Origin of the sequence: Streptomyces hokutonensis (assembly GCF_042751305.1) — a bacterium.
Taxonomy (GTDB): Bacteria; Actinomycetota; Actinomycetes; order Streptomycetales; family Streptomycetaceae; genus Streptomyces; species Streptomyces hokutonensis_A.
The window spans coordinates 206,899-230,694 of record NZ_JBHYWD010000013.1 but is presented as its reverse complement, the minus strand read 5'-3'; the positions used below and the strand labels follow the sequence as shown (position 1 = coordinate 230,694).

The window sequence follows — 23,796 nt, the reverse complement described above, 5'->3', positions numbered from 1 at the left end:
GGCCGTCCAGGCCGAAGCGGGGGTCCGGGGGCGCAGCCCCGAGGGACGGCAACCACAGCCAACGGTCACCAAAATTCCGCCCAAGCGCCGCAGGCATTGGCACTCCGCTTGACCGAGTGCTAATCGCAGTCATAGTCTCAGGTCTGGCACTCCCCCCTGGAGAGTGCCAATAGCGACGGGCAGGTCCGGCACCCGCGACGACGGATCCACCTGGTCGCCACCTCAGACAGTTAACCCCGTGAGATCTCCGAAGGGGGAGGTCGGATCGTGACGACCACCAGCTCCAAGGTTGCCATCAAGCCGCTTGAGGACCGCATTGTGGTCCAGCCGCTCGACGCCGAGCAGACCACGGCCTCTGGCCTGGTCATCCCGGACACGGCCAAGGAGAAGCCCCAGGAGGGCGTCGTCCTGGCCGTGGGCCCGGGCCGCTTCGAGAACGGCGAGCGTCTTCCGCTCGACGTGAAGACCGGCGACATCGTGCTGTACAGCAAGTACGGCGGCACCGAAGTGAAGTACAGCGGCGAGGAGTACCTCGTCCTCTCGGCCCGCGACGTGCTCGCGATCATCGAGAAGTAATTCGCTTCACATTCAGTATGTGAGCTACGCCCCTGGCCCCCGCGACCTTATGAAGCCGGGCGTCAGGGGCGCAGTTCGTTTCACCCACGTTTTCCGAGAGGGCTGAACCGCTCCCATGGCGAAGATCCTGAAGTTCGACGAGGACGCCCGTCGCGCCCTCGAGCGCGGCGTCAACAAGCTTGCCGACACGGTCAAGGTGACGATCGGCCCCAAGGGCCGCAACGTCGTCATCGACAAGAAGTTCGGCGCCCCCACCATCACCAACGACGGTGTCACCATCGCCCGCGAGGTCGAGCTCGACGACCCGTACGAGAACCTCGGTGCCCAGCTGGTGAAGGAGGTGGCGACCAAGACCAACGACATCGCGGGTGACGGCACCACCACCGCCACCGTGCTCGCCCAGGCGCTCGTCCGCGAGGGCCTGCGCAACGTCGCCGCGGGTGCCTCCCCGGCCGCCCTGAAGAAGGGCATCGACGCCGCCGTCAAGGCCGTCTCCGACGAGCTGCTCGCCACCGCGCGGCCCATCGACGACAAGGCCGACATCGCGGCCGTCGCCGGTCTGTCCGCGCAGGACAGCCAGGTCGGCGAGCTCATCGCCGAGGCGATGGACAAGGTCGGCAAGGACGGTGTCATCACCGTCGAGGAGTCCAACACCTTCGGTCTGGAGCTGGACTTCACCGAGGGCATGGCCTTCGACAAGGGCTACCTGTCGCCGTACTTCGTGACGGACCAGGAGCGGATGGAAGCGGTCCTCGAGGACCCGTACATCCTCATCCACCAGGGCAAGATCAGCTCCATCCAGGACCTGCTGCCGCTGCTGGAGAAGGTCATCCAGGCCAACGCCTCCAAGCCGCTGCTGATCATCGCCGAGGACGTCGAGGGCGAGGCCCTGTCGACCCTGGTCGTGAACAAGATCCGCGGCACGTTCAACGCGGTCGCGGTCAAGGCCCCCGGCTTCGGCGACCGCCGCAAGGCGATGCTCGGCGACCTCGCCACCCTCACCGGCGGTCAGGTCATCGCCGAGGAGGTCGGCCTCAAGCTCGACCAGGTCGGCCTGGACGTGCTCGGCTCCGCCCGCCGCGTGACGGTCACCAAGGACGACACGACCGTCGTCGACGGTGCCGGTGACGCCTCCGAGGTCGCCGGCCGCGTCAACCAGATCAAGGCCGAGATCGAGAACACCGACTCCGACTGGGACCGCGAGAAGCTCCAGGAGCGCCTCGCGAAGCTGGCCGGCGGCGTGTGCGTGATCAAGGTCGGCGCCGCCACCGAGGTGGAGCTGAAGGAGAAGAAGCACCGTCTGGAGGACGCCATCTCCGCGACCCGCGCCGCGGTCGAGGAGGGCATCGTCTCCGGTGGTGGCTCCGCTCTGGTCCACGCCGCCAAGGTCCTGGACGGCGGCCTCGGCAAGACCGGCGACGAGGCCACCGGCGTCGCGGTCGTGCGCCGCGCGGTCGTCGAGCCGCTGCGCTGGATCGCCGAGAACGCCGGACTGGAGGGCTACGTCATCACCTCCAAGGTCGCCGACCTCGAGCCCGGCCAGGGCTTCAACGCCGCGACCGGCGAGTACGGCGACCTGGTCAAGGCCGGCGTCATCGACCCGGTCAAGGTCACCCGCTCCGCCCTGGAGAACGCCGCCTCCATCGCCTCCCTCCTCCTCACGACCGAGACCCTGGTCGTCGAGAAGAAGGAAGAGGAGGAGCCGGCCGCCGGTGGTCACAGCCACGGCCACTCCCACTGAGTCACCCCGCACGAAGAAGCCCCCGTTCCGGTGCGGAACGGGGGCTTCTCCCTTCGCGGGCGGTCCTGTTGCCGGGGGTCCTGCCCCGACGCGTTCAGCGCTCCAGCGCGTCCAGCGCCCCCAGCTGAGCCATCAGTCCCAGCCGGTCGTACTGCCACCAGGCCTCGGCGATCCGGCCGTCGTCACCGCACCGGTGGATCGTCACGCCGGTCATGACGACGCGTTTCCCGGTCGCCGGGAGCCCCATGAAGTCACCGGTGTGGGTCGCGTTCCAGGTCCACCGCGTGCACACCCGGTCGCCCTCGGAGATCTGGTCCTCGATCACGAAGCCGAAGTCGAACCCGCTCCGCCACGTCCCGACCACGCGCCGCAGCTCGTCCACCCCGGTGGTGTCCTGCTCGTTGGACGGATCGTGGTCGCGATAGTCCTCGGCGACCAGATCGTCCAGCGGCGGCAGTTCGCCCGGCACGGCGGCCGTCTCGAAGAACCGCCGTGCGGTGGCCGCGTACAGCGCCTCGTCCCGCACCACGTCGAGATCGGTGAACGTCGGCGTCTCGTCGCACAGGGCGACCATCTCCCGGAAGATCCGGTCGGTCTCCGGCAGTTTCGAGTTCCGCATCGCCTCCTCGTACGAGGGGAACTCCACGATCTCCACGAAGTGGGAGGCGTCGGAGCGGTCCTTGCCGATCACGCTGTGGGCGGCGGTCCGCTTCCCTTTGGTCTGTTCGACCCAGGTGTCCATCAGCCGGTTCATCTCGTCGAACCGACTGGTCTTGCAGTCGATGAGCTGTACGAACGTCATGACACCGCCTCCGGCCCCCCTGGGTCCGGTAGATGTGCCCATTCTCCCACCGGAGCGGCGGCGTCACCCAGTCACTGCGGCCCGTACTTCCGCCCGGTCTTCGACGTGATCCCGCCCAGCACCGACTGCGGAGTGATCTTCACCAGGCCCATCAGCGCCTTGTAGCGCGGGTCGGGGATCGACAGCGACTTGCCGCGCGCCAGATCCGCGAGCGCCGCCGCGACCAGCTTGTCCGCGTCCAGCCACATCCAGTTCGGGATGTTGTCCGTACCCATCCCGGCCCGCTCGTGGAACTCGGTCCGCACGAAACCGGGCGCCAGCGCCATCAGCCGTACGCCGGTCCCGGCCAGGTCCTTCGCGGCCCCCTGCGTGAACTGCACCACCCACGCCTTCGACGCGCCGTACGTCCCGCGCGGCACGAAGGCCGCCACCGACGCCACGTTGACGACACCGCCGCGCCCGCGCTCCCGCATCCCCTCGGTCGCCGCGCTGGTCAGCCGCAGTACCGCCTCGCAGTGCACCTTGAGCATCTTCAGCTCGTCCGCCATCGGTACGTCGAGGTAGCGGCCCTTGTTGCCGAAGCCCGCGTTGTTGACCAGCAGGTCGACCGGGTTCTTGCGGTCCGCGAGGCGGGCGGCCACCGTCTCGATGCCCTCGTCCGTGGCGAGGTCGGCGGTCAGCACCTCCGCCTCGATGCCGTGCCGGTCGTGCAGTTCGGTGGCCTGCTCGCCGAGCCGCTCGGTGTTCCGCGCCACCAGCACGAGGTTGTGTCCGTCCGCCGCGAGCCGCCGCGCGAACGCGGCACCGATCCCCGCGGTCGATCCCGTAATCAATGCCGTTGTCATGGCGCAAGATTAGTGACCCGGGGCGAGCCGGTCCGATCTCTGCACAGGCCCTCCCGATCCGTGACGAACACGTGTCGAACAAGGCGTCGAACAGGCCGTGACGGCAGGTCAGCCCGCGTGCTCCGCCACATATTTCCGGGCCTGCGCGAGAACCTCCGGATGCAGCGCCTCGCCCGCCAGGAGCAGCCGCGGCAGCAGCGCCCGCTCGGTCGTCACGGCCCGGAACTGCAGGGCCACCGTCACCTCGTGGCCCGGCCGGTGCACGACCTCGATCGCGTCCCCCGCCCGGATCTCACCGGACTCGATCACCCGCAGATACGCCCCCGGCGCGCCCTTCCGGGTGAACCGCTTCACCCACCCCCGCTCGCCCAGATGGTCCTGGAACGTACGGCACGGAATCCGCCCCGAGGTGACCTCAAGGACGACATCGGCCCCTATCCGCCACCGCTCCCCGATCCGCGCGCCGGACACGTCGATCCCCAGGGTCGTCAGGTTCTCCCCGAACGAGCCGTTGCCGAGCGGGCGCCCCAACTCCCGCTCCCAGTCGTCGAGATCCTCGCGCGCGACGGCGTACACCGCCTGGTCGTCGCCGCCGTGGTGGCGCAGATGACACACCGTGTCCCCGTCGAGCCCGCTCCCCGCGACCCCCTTGGGACCGGGCGCGCTCACCCGGACGGGCCCGTCGGCAGGCCGCTTGTCGATCCCCGTCACGCCGTCCGGCTGGTCCGTGTACGGCACGGCCGTGGCCCGGCCCAGATTCAGCGAGAGAAGCTTCATGACGTCACGGTAGGCGAGGGAACCTCAAAGGCGCACCACATTATTCACCTGCACCCCCAAGGTCGGCTTATGCTCGGTGCGTGATCGAGGCCCGACATCTCCGTGTGCTGCGCGCAGTCGCCGCCACCGGCTCCTTTTCGGCGGCCGGGCGCGAACTGGGCTGCACCCAGCCCGCCGTCAGCCAGCAGATGAAGGCCCTGGAGACCTCGGTCGGCACACCTCTCCTCATCCGCACCGGTCGCGAGATGCGCCTGACCCAGGCGGGCGAGGCCCTGGTCCGGCACGGCGCCGGCATCCTCGCGGGTCTGACGGCGGCAGAGGAGGAGGTTGCCGCGATCGCGGGCCTGCGCGCGGGCCGGGTCCGCCTGGTCTCCTTCCCGAGCGGCAGCTCGACCCTCGTCCCCACCGCCCTCGCCGCCCTGCGCGCCGCCCACCCCGGCACCCGCGTCTTCCTGGAGGAGGCCGAGCCGCCGAACTCCGTCGAGCTGCTCCGCGAGGGCGACTGCGACATCGCGCTCGCCTTCCGCTACGAGACCGCGACGGCCGCCGAGGACTGGTCCGACCTGGTGGTACGACCCCTGCTCCGCGACCGCCTGGTAGCCCTGGTCCCGGAAAAGCACCGCCACGCGCGCGTGCGGTCGGTCGCCATCGGAGACCTCGCCCGCGACCCCTGGATCGCCGGCTGCCCGCGCTGCCGCGGCCAGCTGGTCGAGGTCTGCGAGGCGGCGGGCTTCACCCCGCGCATCGACTTCGCGACCGACGACTATCCGGCGGTCGTCGGCCTGGTGAGCGCGGGCCTGGGCGTCGCCGTACTGCCCCAGCTCGCCATCGAGTCCGTACGGCCCCGGGGCGCGCGGACGGTGACGCTGGAACCGGCGGTGCGGCGGGAGATCGTCGCGCTGACCCTGCCCGACCTGGCGCAGGTGCCCGCGGTGGCGGCGACGCTGGACCAGCTGGCGCGGGCGGCCACGGCGAGCCGCGAAAAGTAAGGGGCACGCGTGCGCGTGCCCGTTCTTGCAGAAACGTTCCTTCAGTTGTTCGAAACGGTGTCCCCGCCGGCGGCCGAGGCCGACACCAGCCGGTTGCGGGCCCGCCCCATGAGTTCTTCGCGCTCATCCTCGGTCAGGCCGCCCCAGACGCCGTACGGCTCGCGCACCGCCAGCGCGTGCGCCGCGCACTGTGCGCGGACCGGGCACCTCATGCAGACCTCTTTGGCCGAGTTCTCACGAGCGCTTCGTGCCGCACCGCGCTCGCCCTCGGGATGAAAGAAGAGCGAGCTGTCGACCCCTCGGCAGGCAGCCAGGAGCTGCCAGTCCCACAGGTCCGCGTTCGGTCCGGGAAGGCGGGAGAAATCTGCCATTGCGTGACCCCTTGTAGCCGTTATGGGCGGATACGGTGTCCACGACCGTACAACTACGATCTAAGGAGATGAAAATATGACTCATTGCGAATCTAGCCTCAGACACCAGTAAAAGGGAAGAAATAGGGCTGAATGGGGCACCGGTTGTGATGAAAGCTTGAGGGTCGGCCGCGCACGCCTCCACCGTGTCCGCACCCTCACGTAGAGTGCCGAAGACGACACACGGCCCCGTAACTCTTTCGAGTGACCGTCGTTGAGAGTGCGAGGCGGTTGCAAACACAAGTGCTCGGGCAGGCGTCCGAGACGGTCGACCGCACAGGTGACGATTTCGTACCAGCCTGGAGGCTCAAGGTGACGCGCATCAGCTGCGGAGGGCGGCCATGACATCCGTCCTCGTCTGTGACGACTCCCCGCTTGCCCGAGAGGCGCTCCGCCGGGCGGTCGCGACCGTACCCGGTGTCGAGCGCGTGACGACCGCGGCCAACGGGGAGGAAGTCCTCCGCCGCTGGGGCGCCGACCGCTCGGACCTCATTCTGATGGACGTACGCATGCCCGGACTCGGCGGTGTCGAGACCGTGCGGCGGCTGCTCTCCGCCGACCCGGGCGCACGCATCATCATGCTCACCGTCGCCGAAGACCTGGACGGCGTGGCCCTCGCGGTCGCGGCCGGCGCCCGCGGCTATCTGCACAAGGACGCCTCGCGCGCCGAACTGCGGGCCACGGTCACCCAGGCCCTCGCCGACCCGACCTGGCGGCTGGCCCCGCGCCGGCTGCGGTCCGCCGAGATGGGCGCCGCGCCGACGCTCACCGCGCGCGAGATCCAGGTCCTCGAAGGCATGAGCCACGGCCGCTCCAACGCGGAGATCGGCCGTGAGCTCTTCCTCTCCGAGGACACCGTCAAGACCCACGCCCGGCGGCTCTTCAAGAAACTCGGCGCCTCGGACCGGGCGCACGCCGTGGCGCTCGGTTTCCGCTGGGGTCTGGTCCGTTAGGGCCAGGTCAGTGGGTCGTAGCGGGGGTACGGGAATCCCCGCCCGCCTCAGGGCGGGCGGGGAGGGTGACGGGGCCCGCCGGGTGCCCGCTGCTCGTTTCGCCGCGGATGCCGCATCCTTGAGGTGTGGAGTTCCTCGGGGACGAGTCGGTCGAGCGGGAGGGGAGGGCGCAGGAGATGAGTTCCGGCGCACCTGCTCATAACGCTTCGGTGCACAACAACGGACGCGGTGCCACGGACCACACGGCCGCAAGGCACCATGGACCGATGCGTGACGACGAGGGGGCCAGTGCCCAAGGGGCGATTGGTGGACTCGTCCTTCGCGCGGTCGACGGAGACGAGCAGGCAACGCACGATCTGCTCGCCCACGTACACCCACTGGCCCTGCGCTACTGCCGCACCCGGCTGTCCCGACTCCCGGGCGACGCACGGCACTTCGTGGAGGACCTCGCCCAGGAGGTCTGCGTAGCCGTCCTCCTCGCACTGCCCCGCTACAAGGACACCGGCCGCCCCTTCGAGGCCTTCGTCTTCGCCATCGCCGCCCACAAGGTCGCCGACCTCCAGCGCGCCGCGATGCGCCACCCGGGTTCTACGGCGGTCCCCTCCGACGAGATGCCCGAGCGGCCGGACGACTCCCTCGGCCCCGAAGAGCGCGCCCTGCTCAGCAGCGACGCCGAATGGGCCAAGAAACTCATGGCCAACCTCCCGGAGAACCAGCGCGAACTGCTCCTGCTGCGCATCGCCGTGGGCCTCACGGCCGAGGAGACCGGCCAGATGTTGGGAATGTCACCCGGCGCCGTCCGGGTCGCCCAGCACCGCGCGCTGAGCCGGCTGCGGGCACTGGCCGAGCAGTAACACCGGCACGGGCGGCGCCTTTTTTGAACAGCCGGGCACCGGGTTCCGTACGAATATACGAAGCCCGGAGTCGGGCGTAGCCGTCGAATCATGGAATTCGCGGCCCCTGCTTCCCGTTAGCATGGACATCCGCACCGATCAAGGCCATTGGGGAAGGTGTCATGACTGCCAACGTCGACGGAGTGCCCGCCAAATTCGCGACACTGGGGCTGACCTACGACGACGTGCTGCTGCTGCCGGGTGCATCCGAGGTGCTTCCGAACGCGGTCGACACCTCGTCCCGCATCTCGCGCAACGTCCGGGTCAACATCCCGCTGCTCTCCGCGGCGATGGACAAGGTGACCGAGTCCAGGATGGCCATCGCGATGGCCCGCCAGGGCGGCGTCGGCGTCCTGCACCGCAACCTGTCCGTCGAGGACCAGGTCAACCAGGTCGACCTCGTGAAGCGCTCCGAGTCCGGCATGGTCACCGACCCGATCACCGTGCACCCGGACGCCACGCTCGCCGAGGCAGACGCCCTGTGCGCCAAGTTCCGCATCAGCGGCGTCCCGGTGACCGACGGCAACAAGAAGCTGCTCGGCATCGTCACCAACCGCGACATGGCCTTCGAGACCGACCGCTCCCGTCAGGTGCGCGAGGTCATGACCCCGATGCCCCTGGTCACCGGCAAGGTCGGCATCACCGGCGCGGACGCCATGCAGCTGCTGCGCCGCCACAAGATCGAGAAGCTTCCCCTCGTCGACGAGGCGGGTGTCCTCAAGGGCCTCATCACGGTCAAGGACTTCGTCAAGGCCGAGCAGTACCCGCACGCCGCCAAGGACGCCGAGGGCCGCCTGATCGTCGGTGCCGCCGTGGGCGCCAGCCCCGAGGCGCTGGACCGCGCCCAGGCCCTCGCCGAGGCCGGCGTGGACTTCCTGGTCGTCGACACCTCGCACGGTCACAACAGCAACGCCCTCAGCTGGATGTCGAAGATCAAGTCGAGCGTCGGCGTCGACGTGATCGGCGGCAACGTAGCGACCCGCGACGGCGCCCAGGCCCTGGTCGACGCCGGTGTCGACGGCATCAAGGTCGGTGTCGGCCCCGGCTCCATCTGCACCACCCGCGTCGTCGCCGGCATCGGCGTCCCGCAGGTCACCGCGATCTACGAAGCCTCCCTCGCCGCCCGCGCGGCCGGCGTCCCGCTCATCGGCGACGGCGGCCTGCAGTACTCCGGCGACATCGGCAAGGCGCTCGCCGCCGGCGCCGACACGGTGATGCTCGGCAGCCTGCTCGCGGGCTGCGAGGAGTCGCCGGGCGAGCTGCAGTTCATCAACGGCAAGCAGTTCAAGTCGTACCGAGGCATGGGCTCGCTCGGCGCGATGCAGTCCCGCGGCCAGGGCCGGTCCTACTCCAAGGACCGCTACTTCCAGGCCGAGGTCGCCTCCGACGACAAGCTCGTCCCCGAGGGCATCGAGGGCCAGGTGCCCTACCGCGGCCCGCTGGCCAACGTGCTGCACCAGCTCGTCGGCGGTCTGCGCCAGACCATGGGCTATGTGGGCGCGGCCACCATCGGCGAGATGGAGACCAAGGGCCGCTTCGTCCGGATCACGTCCGCGGGCCTCAAGGAGAGCCACCCGCACGACATCCAGATGACCGTCGAGGCACCGAACTACAGCCGCAGCAAGTAGTCGGCAGGCTTCCTCAAGGGCGGCTCCGGACACACCGGGGCCGCCCTTGTCGTGCCCGTCGGCGATACTGGAAGACGCTGAGACGCAGAAGGAAAGGCCACACACGTGACTGAGATCGAGATCGGGCGCGGCAAGCGCGGCCGCCGGGCGTACGCCTTCGACGACATCGCCGTCGTCCCCAGCCGCCGTACGCGGGACCCGAAGGAGGTCTCGATCGCCTGGCAGATCGACGCCTACCGCTTCGAACTGCCGTTCCTGGCCGCCCCCATGGACTCCGTCGTCTCCCCGGCCACCGCGATCCGCATCGGCGAGCTCGGCGGCCTCGGCGTGCTGAACCTCGAAGGCCTCTGGACGCGCTACGAGGACCCGCAGCCGCTTCTCGACGAGATCACCGGCCTCGACGTGGACGCCGCGACGCGCCGCCTCCAGGAGATCTACGCGGCTCCCATCAAGGAGGAGCTGATCGGGCAGCGCATCAAGGAGGTGCGCGACTCGGGCGTGGTCACCGCCGCCGCGCTCTCCCCGCAGCGCACGGCCCAGTTCTCCAAGGCCGTCGTCGACGCGGGCGTGGACATCTTCGTCATCCGCGGTACGACGGTCTCGGCCGAGCACGTGTCGGGCTCGCACGAGCCGCTGAACCTGAAGCAGTTCATCTACGAGCTGGACGTCCCGGTGATCGTCGGCGGCTGCGCCACGTACACGGCGGCCCTGCACCTGATGCGCACCGGCGCGGCCGGCGTCCTCGTCGGCTTCGGCGGCGGCGCCGCGCACACCACGCGCAACGTCCTGGGCATCCAGGTCCCGATGGCCACGGCCGTCGCCGACGTGGCCGCCGCCCGCCGCGACTACATGGACGAGTCCGGCGGCCGGTACGTCCACGTCATCGCCGACGGCGGTGTCGGCTGGTCCGGCGACCTCCCCAAGGCGATCGCCTGCGGCGCCGACGCGGTCATGATGGGCTCCCCGCTCGCCCGCGCCACGGACGGCCCCGGCAAGGGCCACCACTGGGGCATGGAAGCGGTCAACGAGGAACTCCCGCGCGGCAAGAAGGTCGACCTCGGCACGGTCGGCACGATCGAGGAGATCCTCACCGGCCCGTCCCACATCCCCGACGGCTCGATGAACATCTTCGGAGCGCTGCGGCGGGCGATGGCGACGACCGGTTACAGCGAGCTGAAGGAGTTCCAGCGCGTCGAGGTGACGGTGGCGGACTCGCAGCACAAGCGGTAGTCGGTAGGCGGTTCTACGACGCTTCGAAGGGCCCGGGCCTGGGTGGTCCGGGCCCTTTCGTGTGCCCAAGTGGGGCTGGTGGGGCGCGTGTTGGGACTTACGGGGCGCACGGTTGCGTTCGGGGTGATTACCCGCGGTATGGCCGTGTCGGGCGGCTAGGGTCCTTGATCGGCGGCCCAGTTCTTGTGGGTCGCCCCCTTCCAGGGACATCGTTCCGGACCCGGGCTCTCGGGGCCCGGCCCGAGTTCCGACGAGCCGCCTACCGGGTCAATGGGTGGCGTCGTGGAAGGGGGCGCACCCATGGGTCGTCACCGCAAGCCCACCCGCTGGGACCGGATCCGTCTTCGGATGGTGAAGCAACGGAGGAGGTGGATCTTGTGGATTCACGGCGGAAAGTGAGCGGCCACCCCTATAAGAACTAGGGGTGGACACTCCGTTCACTTTTCAGGAGCCTGCCGCAGGGCCTACTGCGGTGGGCTCCACCTACTTCTCACGGTACCGGCGCCGCGAGTCGCACGCCACCAGCCCCCGACGCACACCCCGCCCCAAGCGCCCCCCTGCACAACCCGTGCGCCGGGGTCAGAGCGCGGCCTTCTTGGCGCCCGAGAACGCGGCGAACGCGGCGATGGCGAAGAAGACGAAGGTGAGCGGGTCGGCGTCGGCCTTCCAGGCGTCCTGGACGACGTCGAAGTGGTCGAAGAAGACCTTGCTGAAGTTCACGCCCAGCTCGTCCGCGCCGATCATCGCCTCGCCGACCAGCTGGCCGAGGTAGACCGCGCCCAGGGCCAGCACGGCGCTGACTACGGGAAGCGCGGGGTTGCGCCCACCGAGCTTGCCCGCAGCGAGACCGATGACGAAGCCGACGCCGACCGCCGCCCAGCCGATCTCGTGCTTGGTGGTGCCGATGACGACGCCGTAGATGCCGGCGGCGACCAGCGCGGCGACGACGGCGGTCACCAGGCCGAGCGCGATGTTGTTCTTCGGGGGAGCGGGCGGCGCGTACTGAGCCGGGGGCGGCGGTACCGCGCCGGGCTGCTGGGCGTACGGGTTGCCGTCGACCGGCTGCGGCGGCGCGGGCTGCTGGGCCTGCGCCTCGGCCTGCGGCTGCGGTGGCGTGGCTGACTGGCTCATGACAGAAATCCCCCCACGGGATACGAAGACAAGAAAGGTGAAGCGGAGATGCGCGCGCACGCATATGAGACAGCTGTGCGACGAGTGAGGGGAGATTAGCAGGTTGAAGTGGCCCGGCGACCAGTCGTTTTCGCGCTCAGAGCCGGTGTGCGGCCCCGGTCGGTGTTGCCCCCCGCGTGTCCAGCAGCAACTGGGCCTTCACCGACAGGCCTTGGAGGTCGTACGTCCGGTGCTGCTGGAGCAGGATCGTCAGGTCGGCGTCGGCCGCCGCCTCGTAGAGGGAGTCCGCGCGGGGGACCGGGTGGTCGAGGACGCTCCAGGAGGGGATGTGCGGGTCGTGGTAGCTGACGGAGGCGCCGAGTTCCATCAGGCGGATCGCGATCTCCTGGGCGGGGGTGGCCTGTTGGTCGGCGAGGTCGGCCTTGTAGGTGACGCCCAGCAGCAACACCCGTGCTCCGCGCGCGGACTTGCCGTGCTCGTTGAGGAGCGTGGCGGCGCGCTGGATGACGTAACGGGGCATCTGGTTGTTGACCTGCTGGGCGAGTTCGACCATGCGGAGCGGGCGGCCGCCGTGTGCGGTCAGGTCCTGGGGGACGGCGTGGCCGCCGACGCCGGGGCCGGGGCGGAAGGCCTGGAAGCCGAACGGCTTGGTCTCCGCGCAGCGGATGACGTCCCAGAGGTCGACGCCCAAGTCGTGGCACAGGACGGCCATTTCGTTGACGAGGGCGATGTTGACGTGCCGGAAGTTGGTCTCCAGTAGCTGCACGGTTTCCGCTTCGCGCAGTCCACGCGCGCGTACCACCTTGTCGGTGAGGCGGCCGTAGAAGGCGGCGGCCGATTCGGTGCAGGCCGGGGTCAGGCCGCCGATCACCTTGGGGGTGTTGGCGGGGGTGAAGTCGCGGTTGCCGGGGTCGACGCGGCTGGGGGAGTAGGCGAGGTGGAAGTCGCGGCCCGCGCGGAGGCCGGATCCCTCTTCGAGGAGGGGGCGCAGGAAGTCCTCGGTGGTGCCGGGGTGCACCGGTGACTCCAGGATCACCGTGGTGTGCGGTCGCAGGTGGGCGGCGAGGGCGCGGGCGGCCGTCTCCACCTGGCTGAGGTCGAGGCCGCCGTCCGCGTCCGGGGGTGTCGGCGCGCAGATCACGGCGGTGCGTACGCGGCCGAGCTCGGCGGGGTTGGTGGCCGGCCGGAAGCCCCCCGAGAGCATCCGGCGCAGTTCGGCGGGGCTGAGGGAGCCGGCCTCGGGGCCGGTCTTGAAGCCGACCGTGGCGATACCGGCGGCGACAGCGGCCTGGGCCAGGGGCAGGCCGAGAGGACCGAGTCCGATGACGGCGAGATCTGCGGGCATGGCGTGGGCCGTCCTTCCCAGTAACCGAAGCGGGACAGGTGCGCAAGCCCTGTGGACAGAACGAGCGAGCGCAATGTCAGACTAGGAGTAAATATGACCGTTATGTGGGATTGGGTGGCTGTGTTTTTCGGCAGTCCTGTGATTGTTGTCCACAGGCTGGGGGCGAGTGGTGGCTGAAGTCGGGCAACCCGGTCAGAATTTGGGCAGGAGGGATACGAACCGGGCTTCGCCGAACGGGTGCGGCCGGCGCTACCGATAGCGGGAGGCAGCGGTGAGGACAGCGACACTGGGTCCGGCGCAGCGGGCCGAGGCACTGGCGGGAATGGCCGAGCGCGAGCTGGACGTGCTCGTGGTGGGCGGAGGCGTGGTCGGCGCGGGCACCGCCCTGGACGCCGTGACACGCGGCCTGTCCACGGGACTGGTCGAGGCGCGCGACTGGGCGTCCGGCACATCGAGCAGGTCGAGCAAGCTCATCCACGGCGGCCTGCGCTATCTGGAGATGCTCGACTTCGCGCTCGTCCGCGAGGCCCTGAAGGAACGCGGACTGCTCCTGGAGCGGCTCGCCCCGCACCTGGTGAAGCCGGTGCCGTTCCTGTATCCGCTCCAGCACAAGGGCTGGGAGCGCCTGTACGCCGGCTCGGGCGTCGCGCTCTACGACGGCATGTCGATGGCCCGCGGCCACGGACGCGGACTGCCCACCCACCGCCACCTGAGCCGCCGTCACGCCCTGCGCGTGGCGCCCGCGTTGAAGAAGGACGCCCTGGTGGGGGCGCTTCAGTACTACGACGCTCAGATGGACGACGCCCGCTATGTGGCCACCCTGGTGCGCACGGCGTCGTCGTACGGCGCGAAGGTCGCCAACCGCGCGCGCGTGACCGGGTTCCTGCGCGAGGGCGAGCGGGTGGTCGGCGCCAAGGTGGAGGACGTCGAGGCGGGCGGCGAGTACGAGATCCGCGCCAAGCAGATCGTGAACGCCACTGGGGTGTGGACCGACGACACCCAGGCCATGGTCGGCGAGCGCGGACAGTTCCACGTCCGCGCCTCCAAGGGCATCCACCTGGTCGTCCCCAAGGACCGCATCAACTCCAGCAGCGGACTCATCCTGCGCACCGAGAAGTCCGTGCTGTTCGTCATCCCCTGGGGCCGGCACTGGATCGTCGGCACCACCGACACCGACTGGGACCTCGACAAGGCCCACCCGGCCGCGTCCAGCGCCGACATCGACTACCTCCTGGAGCATGTGAACTCGGTCCTCGCGGTACCGCTGACCAGAGACGACGTCCAGGGTGTGTACGCGGGGCTGCGGCCCCTGCTGGCCGGCGAGTCGGACGCCACCAGCAAGCTGTCGCGCGAGCACACCGTGGCACATCCGGTGCCGGGACTCGTCGTCGTGGCGGGCGGCAAGTACACGACGTACCGGGTGATGGCCAAGGACGCCGTGGACGAGGCGGTGCACGGGCTCGACATGCGGGTCGCCGAGTGCGTCACCGAGGACGTGCCGCTGATCGGAGCGGAGGGCTATCGCGCGCTGTGGAACGCGCGAGCGCGGATCGCCGCACAGACCGGTATCCATGTGGTGCGCGTGGAGCACCTGCTGAACCGTTTCGGTTCGATGGCGGAGGAGGTCCTCGACCTCATCGCCAAGGACCCGACACTGGGCGAACCCCTCCAGGCCGCCGACGACTATCTGCGCGCCGAGGTCGTCTACGCCGCCTCGCACGAGGGCGCACGCCACCTGGACGACGTGCTGACCCGCCGCACCCGCATCTCCATCGAGACCTTCGACAGGGGCACCCGCAGCGCCCGCGAGGCCGCCGAGCTGATGGCACCGGTGCTCGGCTGGGACAAGGACCAGATCGAGCGCGAGGTCGAGCACTACGAGAAGCGGGTGGAGGCCGAGCGTGAGTCGCAACGCCAGCCCGACGACCTGACGGCGGACGCGGCGCGGTTGGGTGCGCCGGACATCGTGCCCACGGAGGGCGACTGAGACTCCGCCGGGCGCGCACTGCTGCTTCATTCGCCGTCGGCTTCACTCGAACGAGTGTCGTGAGCTGGGATCTTTGTCCGGAACCCGGCCGTTCTACGAGGTGCGGGGGCAGAACTCGGCGGCGAGCAGGGCCGGTTCGAGGCCGGGGCCTGCGATCTCGCTCGTGTTCACCCGGAAGGTGAGGACGTGACGGCCGTCGACGGTGGCTGCGGTGCGCACGTAGCTGCCCGAGATCCGGCCGTTGTGCCCCCACACCGTGGTGCCGCACGGCAGCTTCACCGGGAACAGCCCCATGCCGTACGAGCCGTGTGCGGTACGGGTGTTGAGCATCTCGCGCAGCCAGTGCGAGGGCAGCAGTCCGCCGCCGAGCAGGGCCGAGTAGAAGCGGTCCAGATCGGTGAGCGTGGTCACCAGCTCGCCCGCGGCGCCGGCCACCCGCGGGTCGAGATCGGTGACGTCGGAGCCGTCGGTCGCGTAGGCGCGACCGTGCGGCGCGGGAAGAGTGGTGCGGGACCCCGGGAAGGAGGTGCCCGTCAGACCCAGCGGAGCGATGATGCGGCGCTCGGCCTCGGTGGCGTACGAGTGGCCGGTGACCTGCCGGATGACCAGGCCGAGCAGGACGTAGTTGGTGTTCGAGTAGGAGAAGCGGCCTCGATCGGCCGGAGGGTGGGTGAGCGCGACACGGACGGCGGCAAGAGGTGACACGGGGACCGTGCCCCTGGTGGTCCCGGTGAAGTCGTACAGTCCGCTGGTGTGGGTGAGCAGGGAACGCAGGGTCAGCGCGCGCCCGTCGTTTCCCGCTCCGCGCACCAGGCCCGGCAGGTGCTGCTCCACCTTGTCGGACAGGGACAGCCGGTGTTCGGCGGCCAGTTGGAGGACCACCGTCGCGATGAAGGTCTTCGTGATGCTGCCGGCGCGGAAGTGGTCGGCACGGCTGATCCCGCTTCCGGCCTGCGTGTAGCGGAAGGCTGTCCCGTCGTGGGCCAGTAGCGCCGCGGCGGGGGCTCTGCCCCGGGTGACCAGCAGCCGGACCAGGGCGTTCGTGGCCGGCGTCGGGCCTGCCTGCGAGGCGGATGTGGACAGGCAGAGGAGTGCCAGGGACAGCGGAATGGCCTGCAGTGTCCGAGGGATGGGCATCGCGAACCTCCGTTCTCGGCGGTCATCCTGCCCGGCTTGTCTGTGTGACCTGCGCCGGACGTCCGACGGGATGTGCGGGGGGGTGCGCGAGGAGAGGCCCCCTGGGCGTTGGGCACTTGTTCGGTGGGGGACAATGGAGGCTCTGTCAGGGCGGGTTGCATGAGGGGACGCATGTCGGAGGCGGAGCGGGCGGGGACATCCCGTCAGGACACTCGTCGGGACAAGAACGAGCGTCTTCTCGCCGGGCGGTACCGGTTGGGAGAAGTGCTCGGCCGCGGAGGCATGGGCACGGTGTGGCGTGCCGAGGACGAAACCCTGGGCCGGACGGTCGCCGTCAAGGAGCTGCGGTTCCCGTCCAGCATCGACGAGGACGAGAAACGGCGGCTGATCACACGGACGCTGCGCGAGGCCAAGGCCATCGCGCGCATCCGCAACACCAGCGCGGTGACGGTCTACGACGTGGTCGACGAGGACGACCGGCCGTGGATCGTCATGGAGTTGGTCGAGGGCAAGTCGCTCGCCGAGGCCATCCGGGAGGACGGTCTGCTCGAACCGCGCCGTGCGGCGGAGGTCGGGCTCGCGATACTCGACGTCCTGCGGTCCGCACACCGCGAGGGCATCCTGCACCGCGACGTGAAACCGTCGAACGTGCTGATCGCCGAGGACGGCCGGGTCGTGCTCACCGACTTCGGCATCGCGCAGGTCGAGGGCGACCCGTCGATCACCTCCACCGGCATGCTCGTCGGCGCGCCCTCGTACATCTCCCCGGAGCGGGCCCGCGGGCACAAGCCGGGGCCGGCGGCCGACATGTGGTCGCTCGGCGGTCTGCTGTACGCGGCGGTCGAGGGCGCACCGCCGTACGACAAGGGTTCCGCGATCGCCACGCTCACCGCGGTGATGACCGAGCCGCTGGAGGAGCCGAAAAACGCCGGGCCGTTGAAGGACGTCATCTACGGTCTGCTGAACAAGGACCCCGCCCAGCGTCTCGACGACGCCGGTGCCCGGGCGATGCTCAACGCGGTGATCCACGCGCCCGAGCCCAAGGCCGAGCCGGAGCCCGTACCGGTGGACGCGACGACGGTCGTGCCGTTGCCCGCGCAGCCGGGGCCCGCCGAGTCCGGCGGCAAGAAGAGCGGTGGCGGGGCTTCGGCGGGGGCCGAGCGGTTGCGTGGGGCGTTGCGGTCCATGCGGAAGGCCGCCGGGGCTTCGGCGGGGGCCGGGGCGGCGACTGCGGCGGCCGCGGGTTCGAGTGCGGCCGCGGCTTCGGCCACGACTGTGGATTCCGCTGAAGACGCGCCTTCAACTGCCGTTGCCGGCAAGCCGGGTGGCGCGGGTTCGGGTGCCAGTGCGGCTGCTGCCAGGACGGATGTGGCCGGCTCGGGCAGCGCTCCGGGTAAGGGTGCCTCCAGTACTTCGGAGGTCGGTGGCTCCAGCGGGACGAAGAGCGCAACGGCTGCTGGTGCTGGGCCTGTTGGTGCTGAGACTCGGACGCCTGAGGTGCCCTCTGCTCGGTCGGGAAGCGCGTCCGGTGCAGTGACCGCCGGTTCGGCGGCGAAGCCCGGTGCGGCGGACTCGGGTACGCGTGACCTGGGTGTTGAGGCGTCGGGTGTGCAGGCGTCGGGGCTGCGGGAGACCGGGCTGGGGGACTCCGGTGCCAAGGAGCCCGGTGCCAAGGATCCCGGGGCGACGCACGAGGTGGGTGCGCGGGGGGCCAACTCGGGTTCGGGCGGGCGGAGTTCAGGGTGGCCCGTGATGACGCCGCCGGATCTGCCGCCGCGGCCCGTGCCGAGGGCGCCGCTCACCGATGTGGTGCCGAAGCGGACCTTGGTGATCATCGCGGTGGTCGTCGTGCTCGCGGTGATCGGTGCCGTGCTGGCGCTCACGCTCGGTGGCGGTGACGACAGCGGCTCGAAGGGGTCGAAGAAGAACAGCGGCGGCAAGGCGGTCGCCAGCGCGAGCGCGAGTGCGAGCGGTGGAACCGACACCAAGAAGGACGACAGCGACACGGCGAGCACGGGCGGTGCGCAGACCGACTCCTCGTCGACGGCGTCGGCCTCGGGCGGCACGTCCACGTCCACCGGTACGAACGCGTCCGGCGGCAGCGGTGACCAGACCGACGGCGCCTCGGGCGGCGCCGCGGTCGTGAAGACGTACAAGGGGAGCCAGGGGTTCTCCATAGGCCTGCCCGCCGGTTGGTCGTACCAGTCGACGGACTCCGCCGGAGTCCGGCTGGTCGGCCCCGACGGGCAGAAGCTGCTGATCGCCTGGACCAGTACGCCCAAGAACAATCCGGTGGCGGACTGGCAGAACCAGGAGCAGTACATGACGCGCTCCGGGTACACGCGGATCCGAATAGCGGGGGTGAGCTACCGGGGCTGGAACACGGCCGACTGGGAGTTCACCTACACGGACGGCGGGACGAAGTACCGGACCATCGACCGCGGGTTCGTCGTCAACGGTCATCTCGGTTATGCGCTCATGTACACCGCGAAAGCCGCCAATTGGGACAGTGAGCTGCGTAAGGACACCTGGACGACACTGACGAAGACGTTCGAACCGAAGTCGTGAGGCGGGTGGGTCCGGGTTTGGCGCGCCAGATCCGTCAACCCCTCTTTGTGGGTTGCCTCCGGCACGTATCGTGAGTGGTTGCGGACCGTACGCATCCAGGTATGAGGGCGGAACGGGGCGCAAGGCGAACGGAATTGACCAACCGGGCGGCCGGGGGAGGCAACGTGGACGACTATGCGGGTCGGGTGCTCGCCGACCGCTACCGCCTGCCGCTGCCGCCCTCCGAGGAGTACGAACTCACCGAGACCCGGGCCTTCGACACCTACAGCGGGCAGGAAGTCCTGGTACGCCAGGTGCCGTTGCCCGAGGTCGTCGAGGCGGAGGTGCTCGGCGAGGACGGGCTGCCCGACGGGTTCACGGCCCGCGACCGGGGCGCACGGCGGCCGGCCGCGGCGCGCACCGCCACGCGACGCCCGACCGATCCTGCGGTACGGCGTGCGGTCGAGGCCGCTCAGGCCGCGGCGCGGATTCCCGACCATCCCCGGCTGGACCAGGTCTTCGACGTGTTCGCCGAAGGCGGTTCGCTCTGGATAGTGAGCGAACTGGTGTCCGCCCAGCCCCTTGCCGCGCTTCTCGCCGAGAAGCCGTTGTCGCCGTACCGAGCGGCCGAGATCGCCTCCGACGTGCTGATGGCGCTGCGGGTGCTGCACGCGCACGGCTGGGTGCACCGGAACATCACCGCGCGCACCGTACTGGTCTGCGACGACGGCCGCGTGATGCTGACCGGCCTCGCGGTCGGCGCGGCGGAGGAGGCACTGTGCGGCTACGACCCGGTGCCCCCGCAGGACGGCGAGGCCGAGGGCGGCAGCGGCCACCCCGGACAGCACGGCGGCGCCACGCCTCCGCCAACTCCCCGAGTTCCTACGGGTTCTACGGCACCAGCTGCTTCTACGGCCCCTGCGGTCCCCGGTGCCTTCCGCGGAGCCGGAGCCGGAGCCGGCACTGGTACCGCGCGGCACGGTGAAGGCCCCGGTGGTCCAAGTCGTCCCGTGAGTCCCGTCGGTGTGGACCCCGAGGCCGCTCGGCGGGCCGCCATCGAGGCCAGGGCCGCCGGAGGGCTGCCCGGAGCCGGGGTGGAGGGCGGTGGCGGGAGCGGGGCGTCGGCCGCGCTGGCCCGCAGGGAAGTGGACACCGGCGGTGACGTCCGGGCCGCGCGGGCCGGGGCCATCGCCGCCTACCGGGCGGGAGCGCGCGCCGCCGCCCGGGTGCAGGAGGCCCAGCAGCCGGGACGGCCGGCGTTGCCCGGCGCCCGGCCCGCCGCCGAGGGCGGGAACGGCGGTGCGCAGCCGGGCGGTTCGGCCGCGCTGCCGTCGGCGCCACGGCCGTATGCCGGTGGCCATGGAGTGGAGCACACGGGCGGCGGTACGCCGCCGGGCCAGATCACCGACCCCTACGGCGTCCGCAACACCGCCTCCTGGCACGGCGCCGCGCCGCGCCCCGCCGCACCGTCCCCGACGGACACGTTCACCGGAGCGGGCGCCTCGGCTCCCAGCCTGAACAAACCCGCCCCTCCCACCACAACCCCCGTCCCCGACAACTCTCCCCAGCCTCATCCCTACTCCCAGGCCCAAACCCCCGCCCGCTGGGACGAGTTGGCCGCCGCCGGAGCTCCCGTACGGCGTGGTCCCGCGACCGCGCTGGCGGCCGAGCGGGCCCGGCAGGTGCGGATGACCGTCGTGGGGCCCGTCACCGAGCGGTGGGCGCCGGAGCAGGCCGTGCCGGTGCATGAGAACTGGCAGTTGGCCGCGCCGATCGGGCCCGCCACCGACCTGTGGGCGCTCGGCGCGCTGCTCTTCCGGGCCGTACAGGGGCACGCGCCCTACCCGGAGGAGGCGACCGCCGAGCTGGTGCAGCTCGTGTGCGCGGAGCCGCCCGCCTTCGCGGAGGAGTGCGGGCCGCTGCGGCCGGTCGTGGAGTCGCTGCTGCGGCAGGACCCGACCGAGCGGCTGGACTTCGAGGAACTGCGGGGCTGGCTGCGGTCGTTGGTGCGCTCGGCGCCCGAGCCCGAGGCCGGTGTCCATGTCGTCGCCACTCCGCCGACCGACCCGCGGCGGCTGCCGATCGTGCGGCGGCGCGGCGAGCTGGTGCGCAGGCGGCGGGCCGGGCTGCCCGCGACCAGTCCGCACGGGCGGCACAAGCGGGCCAAACAGGAGGTCACCGGGTCGCCCCGGCGCCTCGGCCGGACCCTGCTGGTGCTCATCTTCCTGCTGCTGGCCGGCGCGGTCGCGTACGCCATGCTCTTCCTGCCCAAGTCCGGGGAGGACACCGGCGCCGGACAGGGGGACAAGACCGGAGCCGCGGGGGAGGTCAGCCCCGCGCCCAGCCAGTCCTCGGCCGCGGCGAGCAGTCAGCCGCAGCCCGACCAGACGTCACCCGAAGCCTCCAACACCCCCTCCAGCTCGGCCGGTTCGACCGAGACGCAGACCGGCTCGAACGTCGCCGACGGCTTCGTGCTGCGCAAGGACTCCGTGGGATTCCAGGTCGCCGTCGCCAAGGGCTGGACCCGTACGCCGAAGAACGGCAGCGGCCAAGTGGTCTACTCCCACGGCGACTTCGAGCTGATCGTCGTAGCAGGGCGGGACAGCGCAGCGAAGTACGGCAGCGACCCGATGGTGTACCAGCGGGACACCGAGCGGGAGTTGCAGCCCTACCGCGACTCCAGCTGGGCCACTGCGACCGGGCTGCGGACCATCACGGTCGGCGGGAAGACCATGGCCGAGGGGCAGTTCACCTGGACGGACAGCCAGGGCGGCGACCTGTTCGTGCGCAACATGGTGTTCCTCATCGACGGCCGCTACCACATCGTGCAGATACGCGGCCCGGAGGCCCAACGGGACGAGGTGACACGGCTGTACGAGCAGGCGTCGTCGACCTACCAGTACACCGGCTGACCCGCGAAGGCGGCGCGCCGGAGCCAAATGGTTCCCGTTCGGGCGCAGAAGCGACAACCGTCACAGTGCGGTCTCCTTGGTACCCCGCTGGTTCCCTGTCGGAGGGCCGGTCCTTACGCTGAGCCCGTCAAGAGCATTGCGGGGCAACGTGAATCAGATGCAGGGCCTGCTCCTCGCGGGGCGCTATCGGCTCGCCGAATCGATCGGCAGCGGCGGCATGGGCCGGGTGTGGCGTGCGCACGACGAGGTGCTGCACCGGGCCGTCGCCATCAAGGAGTTGACGGCCGCGCTCTACGTGTCCGAGAGCGACCAGCCGAGACTGCTGGCGCGCACCCGCGCCGAGGCGCGCGCCGCCGCGCGCATCAACCACTCCGCCGTCGTCACCGTGCACGACGTCCTCGAGCACGACGGCCGCCCCTGGATCGTCATGGAGCTGGTCGAGGGCAACTCGCTGGCCGACGAGGTCAAGGAGCAGGGCCGCATCGAACCTGCCGAGGCCGCGCGCATCGGCATGTGGGTGCTGCGCGCCCTGCGCGCCGCGCACGCCGCGGGCGTCCTGCACCGTGACGTCAAGCCCGGCAACGTACTGCTCGGGCAGGACGGGCGGGTGCTCCTCACCGACTTCGGTATCGCGCAGATCGAGGGCGACAGCACCATCACGCGCACCGGAGAGGTCGTCGGCTCCGTCGACTACCTCGCCCCCGAGCGCGTCCGCGGCGCCGACCCGGGACCCTCCTCCGACCTGTGGGCGCTGGGCGCCACGCTCTACACGGCGGTCGAGGGCCGGTCGCCCTTCCGCCGCACCTCTCCGCTGTCCACCATGCAGGCCGTCGTCGAGGAGGAGGCCGGCGAACTGCGGTACGCCGGCCCCCTCGCGCCCGTCATCGTCGCGCTGCTGAACAAGGACCCCGACCTGCGGCCGAACGCGGACCAGACCGAGCAGATGCTCGCGGAGGCCGCCGAAGGCCGACGGCCGCGGTCGGCGGAGGAGTGGCTGCCGACGCAGCGGGTGGGCTCACAGGCGGAGAGCTTCACGAACACGCCCGGCGCCGGCGCGACACCGTACGCCGGCACAGGCGCGACACCGTACCCGGGCACGGGCGCGACGCCGTACGTGGGTGTGGGTGCGGGTGCGGGTGCGCCGTCGTATGCGTCGGCGACGGGGGCCACGTACCAGCAGCAGACGCCGGCCGTCTCCCTTGTGGGTCCCGGCGGTACCGCGCCCGCTCCGCCTAAGCGCCGCCGGTTCCGTTCGGTCGTCCTGGTGGTCGTCCTCGCCGCGCTCGTCGGCGGCGGTACGGCGCTGGGGCTGCAGAAGTGGCACCAGGACCGGGACCAGAGCGCGGGCGGCACCCCGGGCACGTCGGTCTCGCAGAGTTCCACGCCGAGTTCGACGCCGAGCTCGGATCCCGCCAACTGGCAGGTCTACCACGACCCTTGGGGCTTCGACATATCACTCCCCAAGGGTTGGGCGCGGAAGGTCTACGGCGACTCCGACGGCATCAGGCAGGTCGACTACACGCCCGACAACGGCAAGCACTTCGTCCGCATCGCCATCGACTCCTCTCCGGACTTCCCCACCGCGAACGCCCACCAGCTGGACCTCGAAATACAGCTCCAGAAGCTGGTCGCCTACAACAGGGTGACCCTGGAGGCGAACACCTACCGCGACCGTCCCGGCTCCCTGTGGGACTACACCTGGACCGCGCTGGCGAAGGACACGCCTTTCCCGGGGCCTCGGCGCGCCATCGAGGAGACGTACACCTCCCGTGACGGGGTCGAGTACGCGATCTACATGTCCTCACCGGCCGCGGACTGGGCCACGACGAGCAAACAGTTCAAGTCGGTCCTGCAGAGCTGGAGTCCCGACTCGGGCTGACCGCTTCCGGTTGC

At 70.5% G+C, this 23,796-nt stretch carries 18 protein-coding genes; 11 read left to right on the top strand and 7 right to left on the bottom strand.

All coding sequences use genetic code 11. From position 1 onward, the window contains the following. Window positions 1–267 precede the first annotated feature (267 nt). Together groES and groL are read left to right on the top strand one after the other, a co-directional pair. Window positions 268–576, top strand: a complete 309-nt coding sequence (groES, locus tag ACFXC1_RS31575; RefSeq protein ID WP_019066754.1) for a co-chaperone GroES — start codon at window positions 268–270, stop codon at window positions 574–576. Window positions 577–691: 115 nt separating this feature from the next. Continuing rightward, entirely contained in the window at window positions 692–2,317 is a 1,626-nt protein-coding gene (groL, locus tag ACFXC1_RS31570) for a chaperonin GroEL (protein WP_381248931.1), read from the top strand. A 94-nt stretch (window positions 2,318–2,411) separates the two neighbouring features. Here the strand turns inward: groL and ACFXC1_RS31565 are convergent, their stop codons facing one another. The 3 genes from ACFXC1_RS31565 to ACFXC1_RS31555 all read right to left on the bottom strand — a co-directional run bounded on the left by ACFXC1_RS31565 (window position 2,412) and on the right by ACFXC1_RS31555 (window position 4,741). Beyond that, window positions 2,412–3,119, bottom strand: coding sequence for an ester cyclase (locus tag ACFXC1_RS31565; RefSeq protein ID WP_381248929.1), 708 nt, complete (start codon window positions 3,117–3,119; stop codon window positions 2,412–2,414). 71 nt (window positions 3,120–3,190) lie between these two features. After that, window positions 3,191–3,964: an SDR family NAD(P)-dependent oxidoreductase gene (locus ACFXC1_RS31560; protein WP_381248926.1), complete on the bottom strand. Its 774-nt coding sequence runs from the start codon at window positions 3,962–3,964 to the stop codon at window positions 3,191–3,193. 108 nt (window positions 3,965–4,072) lie between these two features. Next, the gene (locus ACFXC1_RS31555; RefSeq protein ID WP_381248924.1) at window positions 4,073–4,741 is read right to left on the bottom strand and encodes an MOSC domain-containing protein; all 669 of its coding nucleotides are present in this window, start codon (window positions 4,739–4,741) and stop codon (window positions 4,073–4,075) included. A gap of 80 nt (window positions 4,742–4,821) precedes the next feature. Here ACFXC1_RS31555 and ACFXC1_RS31550 point away from each other — a divergent pair, with 80 nt between their 5' ends. Then, the gene (locus tag ACFXC1_RS31550) at window positions 4,822–5,730 is read left to right on the top strand and encodes a LysR family transcriptional regulator (protein WP_381248921.1); all 909 of its coding nucleotides are present in this window, start codon (window positions 4,822–4,824) and stop codon (window positions 5,728–5,730) included. A 41-nt stretch (window positions 5,731–5,771) separates the two neighbouring features. Here ACFXC1_RS31550 and ACFXC1_RS31545 read toward each other — a convergent pair whose 3' ends face one another. Next, window positions 5,772–6,101 carry a WhiB family transcriptional regulator gene (locus tag ACFXC1_RS31545; RefSeq protein ID WP_381248918.1) on the bottom strand — a complete coding sequence of 110 codons (330 nt, stop codon included), beginning with the start codon at window positions 6,099–6,101 and terminating at the stop codon, window positions 5,772–5,774. Window positions 6,102–6,481: 380 nt separating this feature from the next. Between ACFXC1_RS31545 and ACFXC1_RS31540 the strand changes: the two genes are divergently transcribed. From ACFXC1_RS31540 to ACFXC1_RS31525, 4 genes are all read left to right on the top strand, one after another. After that, entirely contained in the window at window positions 6,482–7,093 is a 612-nt protein-coding gene (locus ACFXC1_RS31540; protein ID WP_003948568.1) for a response regulator transcription factor, read from the top strand. A 266-nt stretch (window positions 7,094–7,359) separates the two neighbouring features. Continuing rightward, the gene (locus tag ACFXC1_RS31535; RefSeq protein ID WP_200715865.1) at window positions 7,360–7,947 is read left to right on the top strand and encodes a sigma-70 family RNA polymerase sigma factor; all 588 of its coding nucleotides are present in this window, start codon (window positions 7,360–7,362) and stop codon (window positions 7,945–7,947) included. A 161-nt stretch (window positions 7,948–8,108) separates the two neighbouring features. After that, on the top strand, window positions 8,109–9,614 hold the full coding sequence (gene guaB / locus ACFXC1_RS31530; RefSeq protein WP_019066762.1) for an IMP dehydrogenase: 1,506 nt from the start codon (window positions 8,109–8,111) through the stop codon (window positions 9,612–9,614). Window positions 9,615–9,719: 105 nt separating this feature from the next. Then, window positions 9,720–10,844 (top strand): GuaB3 family IMP dehydrogenase-related protein, encoded by a 1,125-nt coding sequence (locus ACFXC1_RS31525; RefSeq protein ID WP_381248914.1) that lies wholly within the window; start codon window positions 9,720–9,722, stop codon window positions 10,842–10,844. 579 nt (window positions 10,845–11,423) lie between these two features. Here the strand turns inward: ACFXC1_RS31525 and ACFXC1_RS31520 are convergent. Further along, the gene (locus ACFXC1_RS31520; RefSeq protein WP_381248912.1) at window positions 11,424–11,975 is read right to left on the bottom strand and encodes a hypothetical protein; all 552 of its coding nucleotides are present in this window, start codon (window positions 11,973–11,975) and stop codon (window positions 11,424–11,426) included. Window positions 11,976–12,111: 136 nt separating this feature from the next. Continuing rightward, window positions 12,112–13,320: a nucleotide sugar dehydrogenase gene (locus tag ACFXC1_RS31515; protein ID WP_381248909.1), complete on the bottom strand. Its 1,209-nt coding sequence runs from the start codon at window positions 13,318–13,320 to the stop codon at window positions 12,112–12,114. A gap of 271 nt (window positions 13,321–13,591) precedes the next feature. On the opposite strand from ACFXC1_RS31515, the gene ACFXC1_RS31510 reads away from it, so the two are divergent. Continuing rightward, window positions 13,592–15,307: a glycerol-3-phosphate dehydrogenase/oxidase gene (locus ACFXC1_RS31510; protein WP_381248906.1), complete on the top strand. Its 1,716-nt coding sequence runs from the start codon at window positions 13,592–13,594 to the stop codon at window positions 15,305–15,307. 93 nt (window positions 15,308–15,400) lie between these two features. Here ACFXC1_RS31510 and ACFXC1_RS31505 read toward each other — a convergent pair whose 3' ends face one another. Then, window positions 15,401–16,444, bottom strand: a complete 1,044-nt coding sequence (locus ACFXC1_RS31505; protein ID WP_381248903.1) for a serine hydrolase domain-containing protein — start codon at window positions 16,442–16,444, stop codon at window positions 15,401–15,403. A gap of 171 nt (window positions 16,445–16,615) precedes the next feature. Here ACFXC1_RS31505 and ACFXC1_RS31500 point away from each other — a divergent pair, with 171 nt between their 5' ends. The 3 genes from ACFXC1_RS31500 to ACFXC1_RS31490 all read left to right on the top strand — a co-directional run bounded on the left by ACFXC1_RS31500 (window position 16,616) and on the right by ACFXC1_RS31490 (window position 23,782). Further along, the gene (locus tag ACFXC1_RS31500) at window positions 16,616–19,012 is read left to right on the top strand and encodes a serine/threonine-protein kinase (protein WP_381248901.1); all 2,397 of its coding nucleotides are present in this window, start codon (window positions 16,616–16,618) and stop codon (window positions 19,010–19,012) included. Between the two features lie 164 nt (window positions 19,013–19,176). Next, the gene (locus tag ACFXC1_RS31495) at window positions 19,177–21,903 is read left to right on the top strand and encodes a protein kinase domain-containing protein (protein ID WP_381248898.1); all 2,727 of its coding nucleotides are present in this window, start codon (window positions 19,177–19,179) and stop codon (window positions 21,901–21,903) included. A 157-nt stretch (window positions 21,904–22,060) separates the two neighbouring features. Next, window positions 22,061–23,782: a serine/threonine-protein kinase gene (locus ACFXC1_RS31490; RefSeq protein WP_381248895.1), complete on the top strand. Its 1,722-nt coding sequence runs from the start codon at window positions 22,061–22,063 to the stop codon at window positions 23,780–23,782. Window positions 23,783–23,796: the final 14 nt, after the last annotated feature.

Bases quoted from the DNA above. Each gene is read 5' to 3' on its own strand.
- groL (WP_381248931.1), top strand. From the start codon at position 692: ATGGCGAAGATCCTGAAGTTCGACGAGGACGCCCGTCGCGCCCTCGAG.
- ACFXC1_RS31565 (WP_381248929.1), bottom strand. From the start codon at position 3,119: ATGACGTTCGTACAGCTCATCGACTGCAAGACCAGTCGGTTCGACGAG.
- ACFXC1_RS31560 (WP_381248926.1), bottom strand. From the start codon at position 3,964: ATGACAACGGCATTGATTACGGGATCGACCGCGGGGATCGGTGCCGCG.
- ACFXC1_RS31555 (WP_381248924.1), bottom strand. From the start codon at position 4,741: ATGAAGCTTCTCTCGCTGAATCTGGGCCGGGCCACGGCCGTGCCGTAC.
- ACFXC1_RS31545 (WP_381248918.1), bottom strand. From the start codon at position 6,101: ATGGCAGATTTCTCCCGCCTTCCCGGACCGAACGCGGACCTGTGGGAC.
- ACFXC1_RS31540 (WP_003948568.1), top strand. From the start codon at position 6,482: ATGACATCCGTCCTCGTCTGTGACGACTCCCCGCTTGCCCGAGAGGCG.
- ACFXC1_RS31535 (WP_200715865.1), top strand. From the start codon at position 7,360: ATGCGTGACGACGAGGGGGCCAGTGCCCAAGGGGCGATTGGTGGACTC.
- guaB (WP_019066762.1), top strand. From the start codon at position 8,109: ATGACTGCCAACGTCGACGGAGTGCCCGCCAAATTCGCGACACTGGGG.
- ACFXC1_RS31520 (WP_381248912.1), bottom strand. From the start codon at position 11,975: ATGAGCCAGTCAGCCACGCCACCGCAGCCGCAGGCCGAGGCGCAGGCC.
- ACFXC1_RS31515 (WP_381248909.1), bottom strand. From the start codon at position 13,320: ATGCCCGCAGATCTCGCCGTCATCGGACTCGGTCCTCTCGGCCTGCCC.
- ACFXC1_RS31505 (WP_381248903.1), bottom strand. From the start codon at position 16,444: ATGCCCATCCCTCGGACACTGCAGGCCATTCCGCTGTCCCTGGCACTC.
- ACFXC1_RS31500 (WP_381248901.1), top strand. From the start codon at position 16,616: ATGTCGGAGGCGGAGCGGGCGGGGACATCCCGTCAGGACACTCGTCGG.
- ACFXC1_RS31490 (WP_381248895.1), top strand. From the start codon at position 22,061: ATGCAGGGCCTGCTCCTCGCGGGGCGCTATCGGCTCGCCGAATCGATC.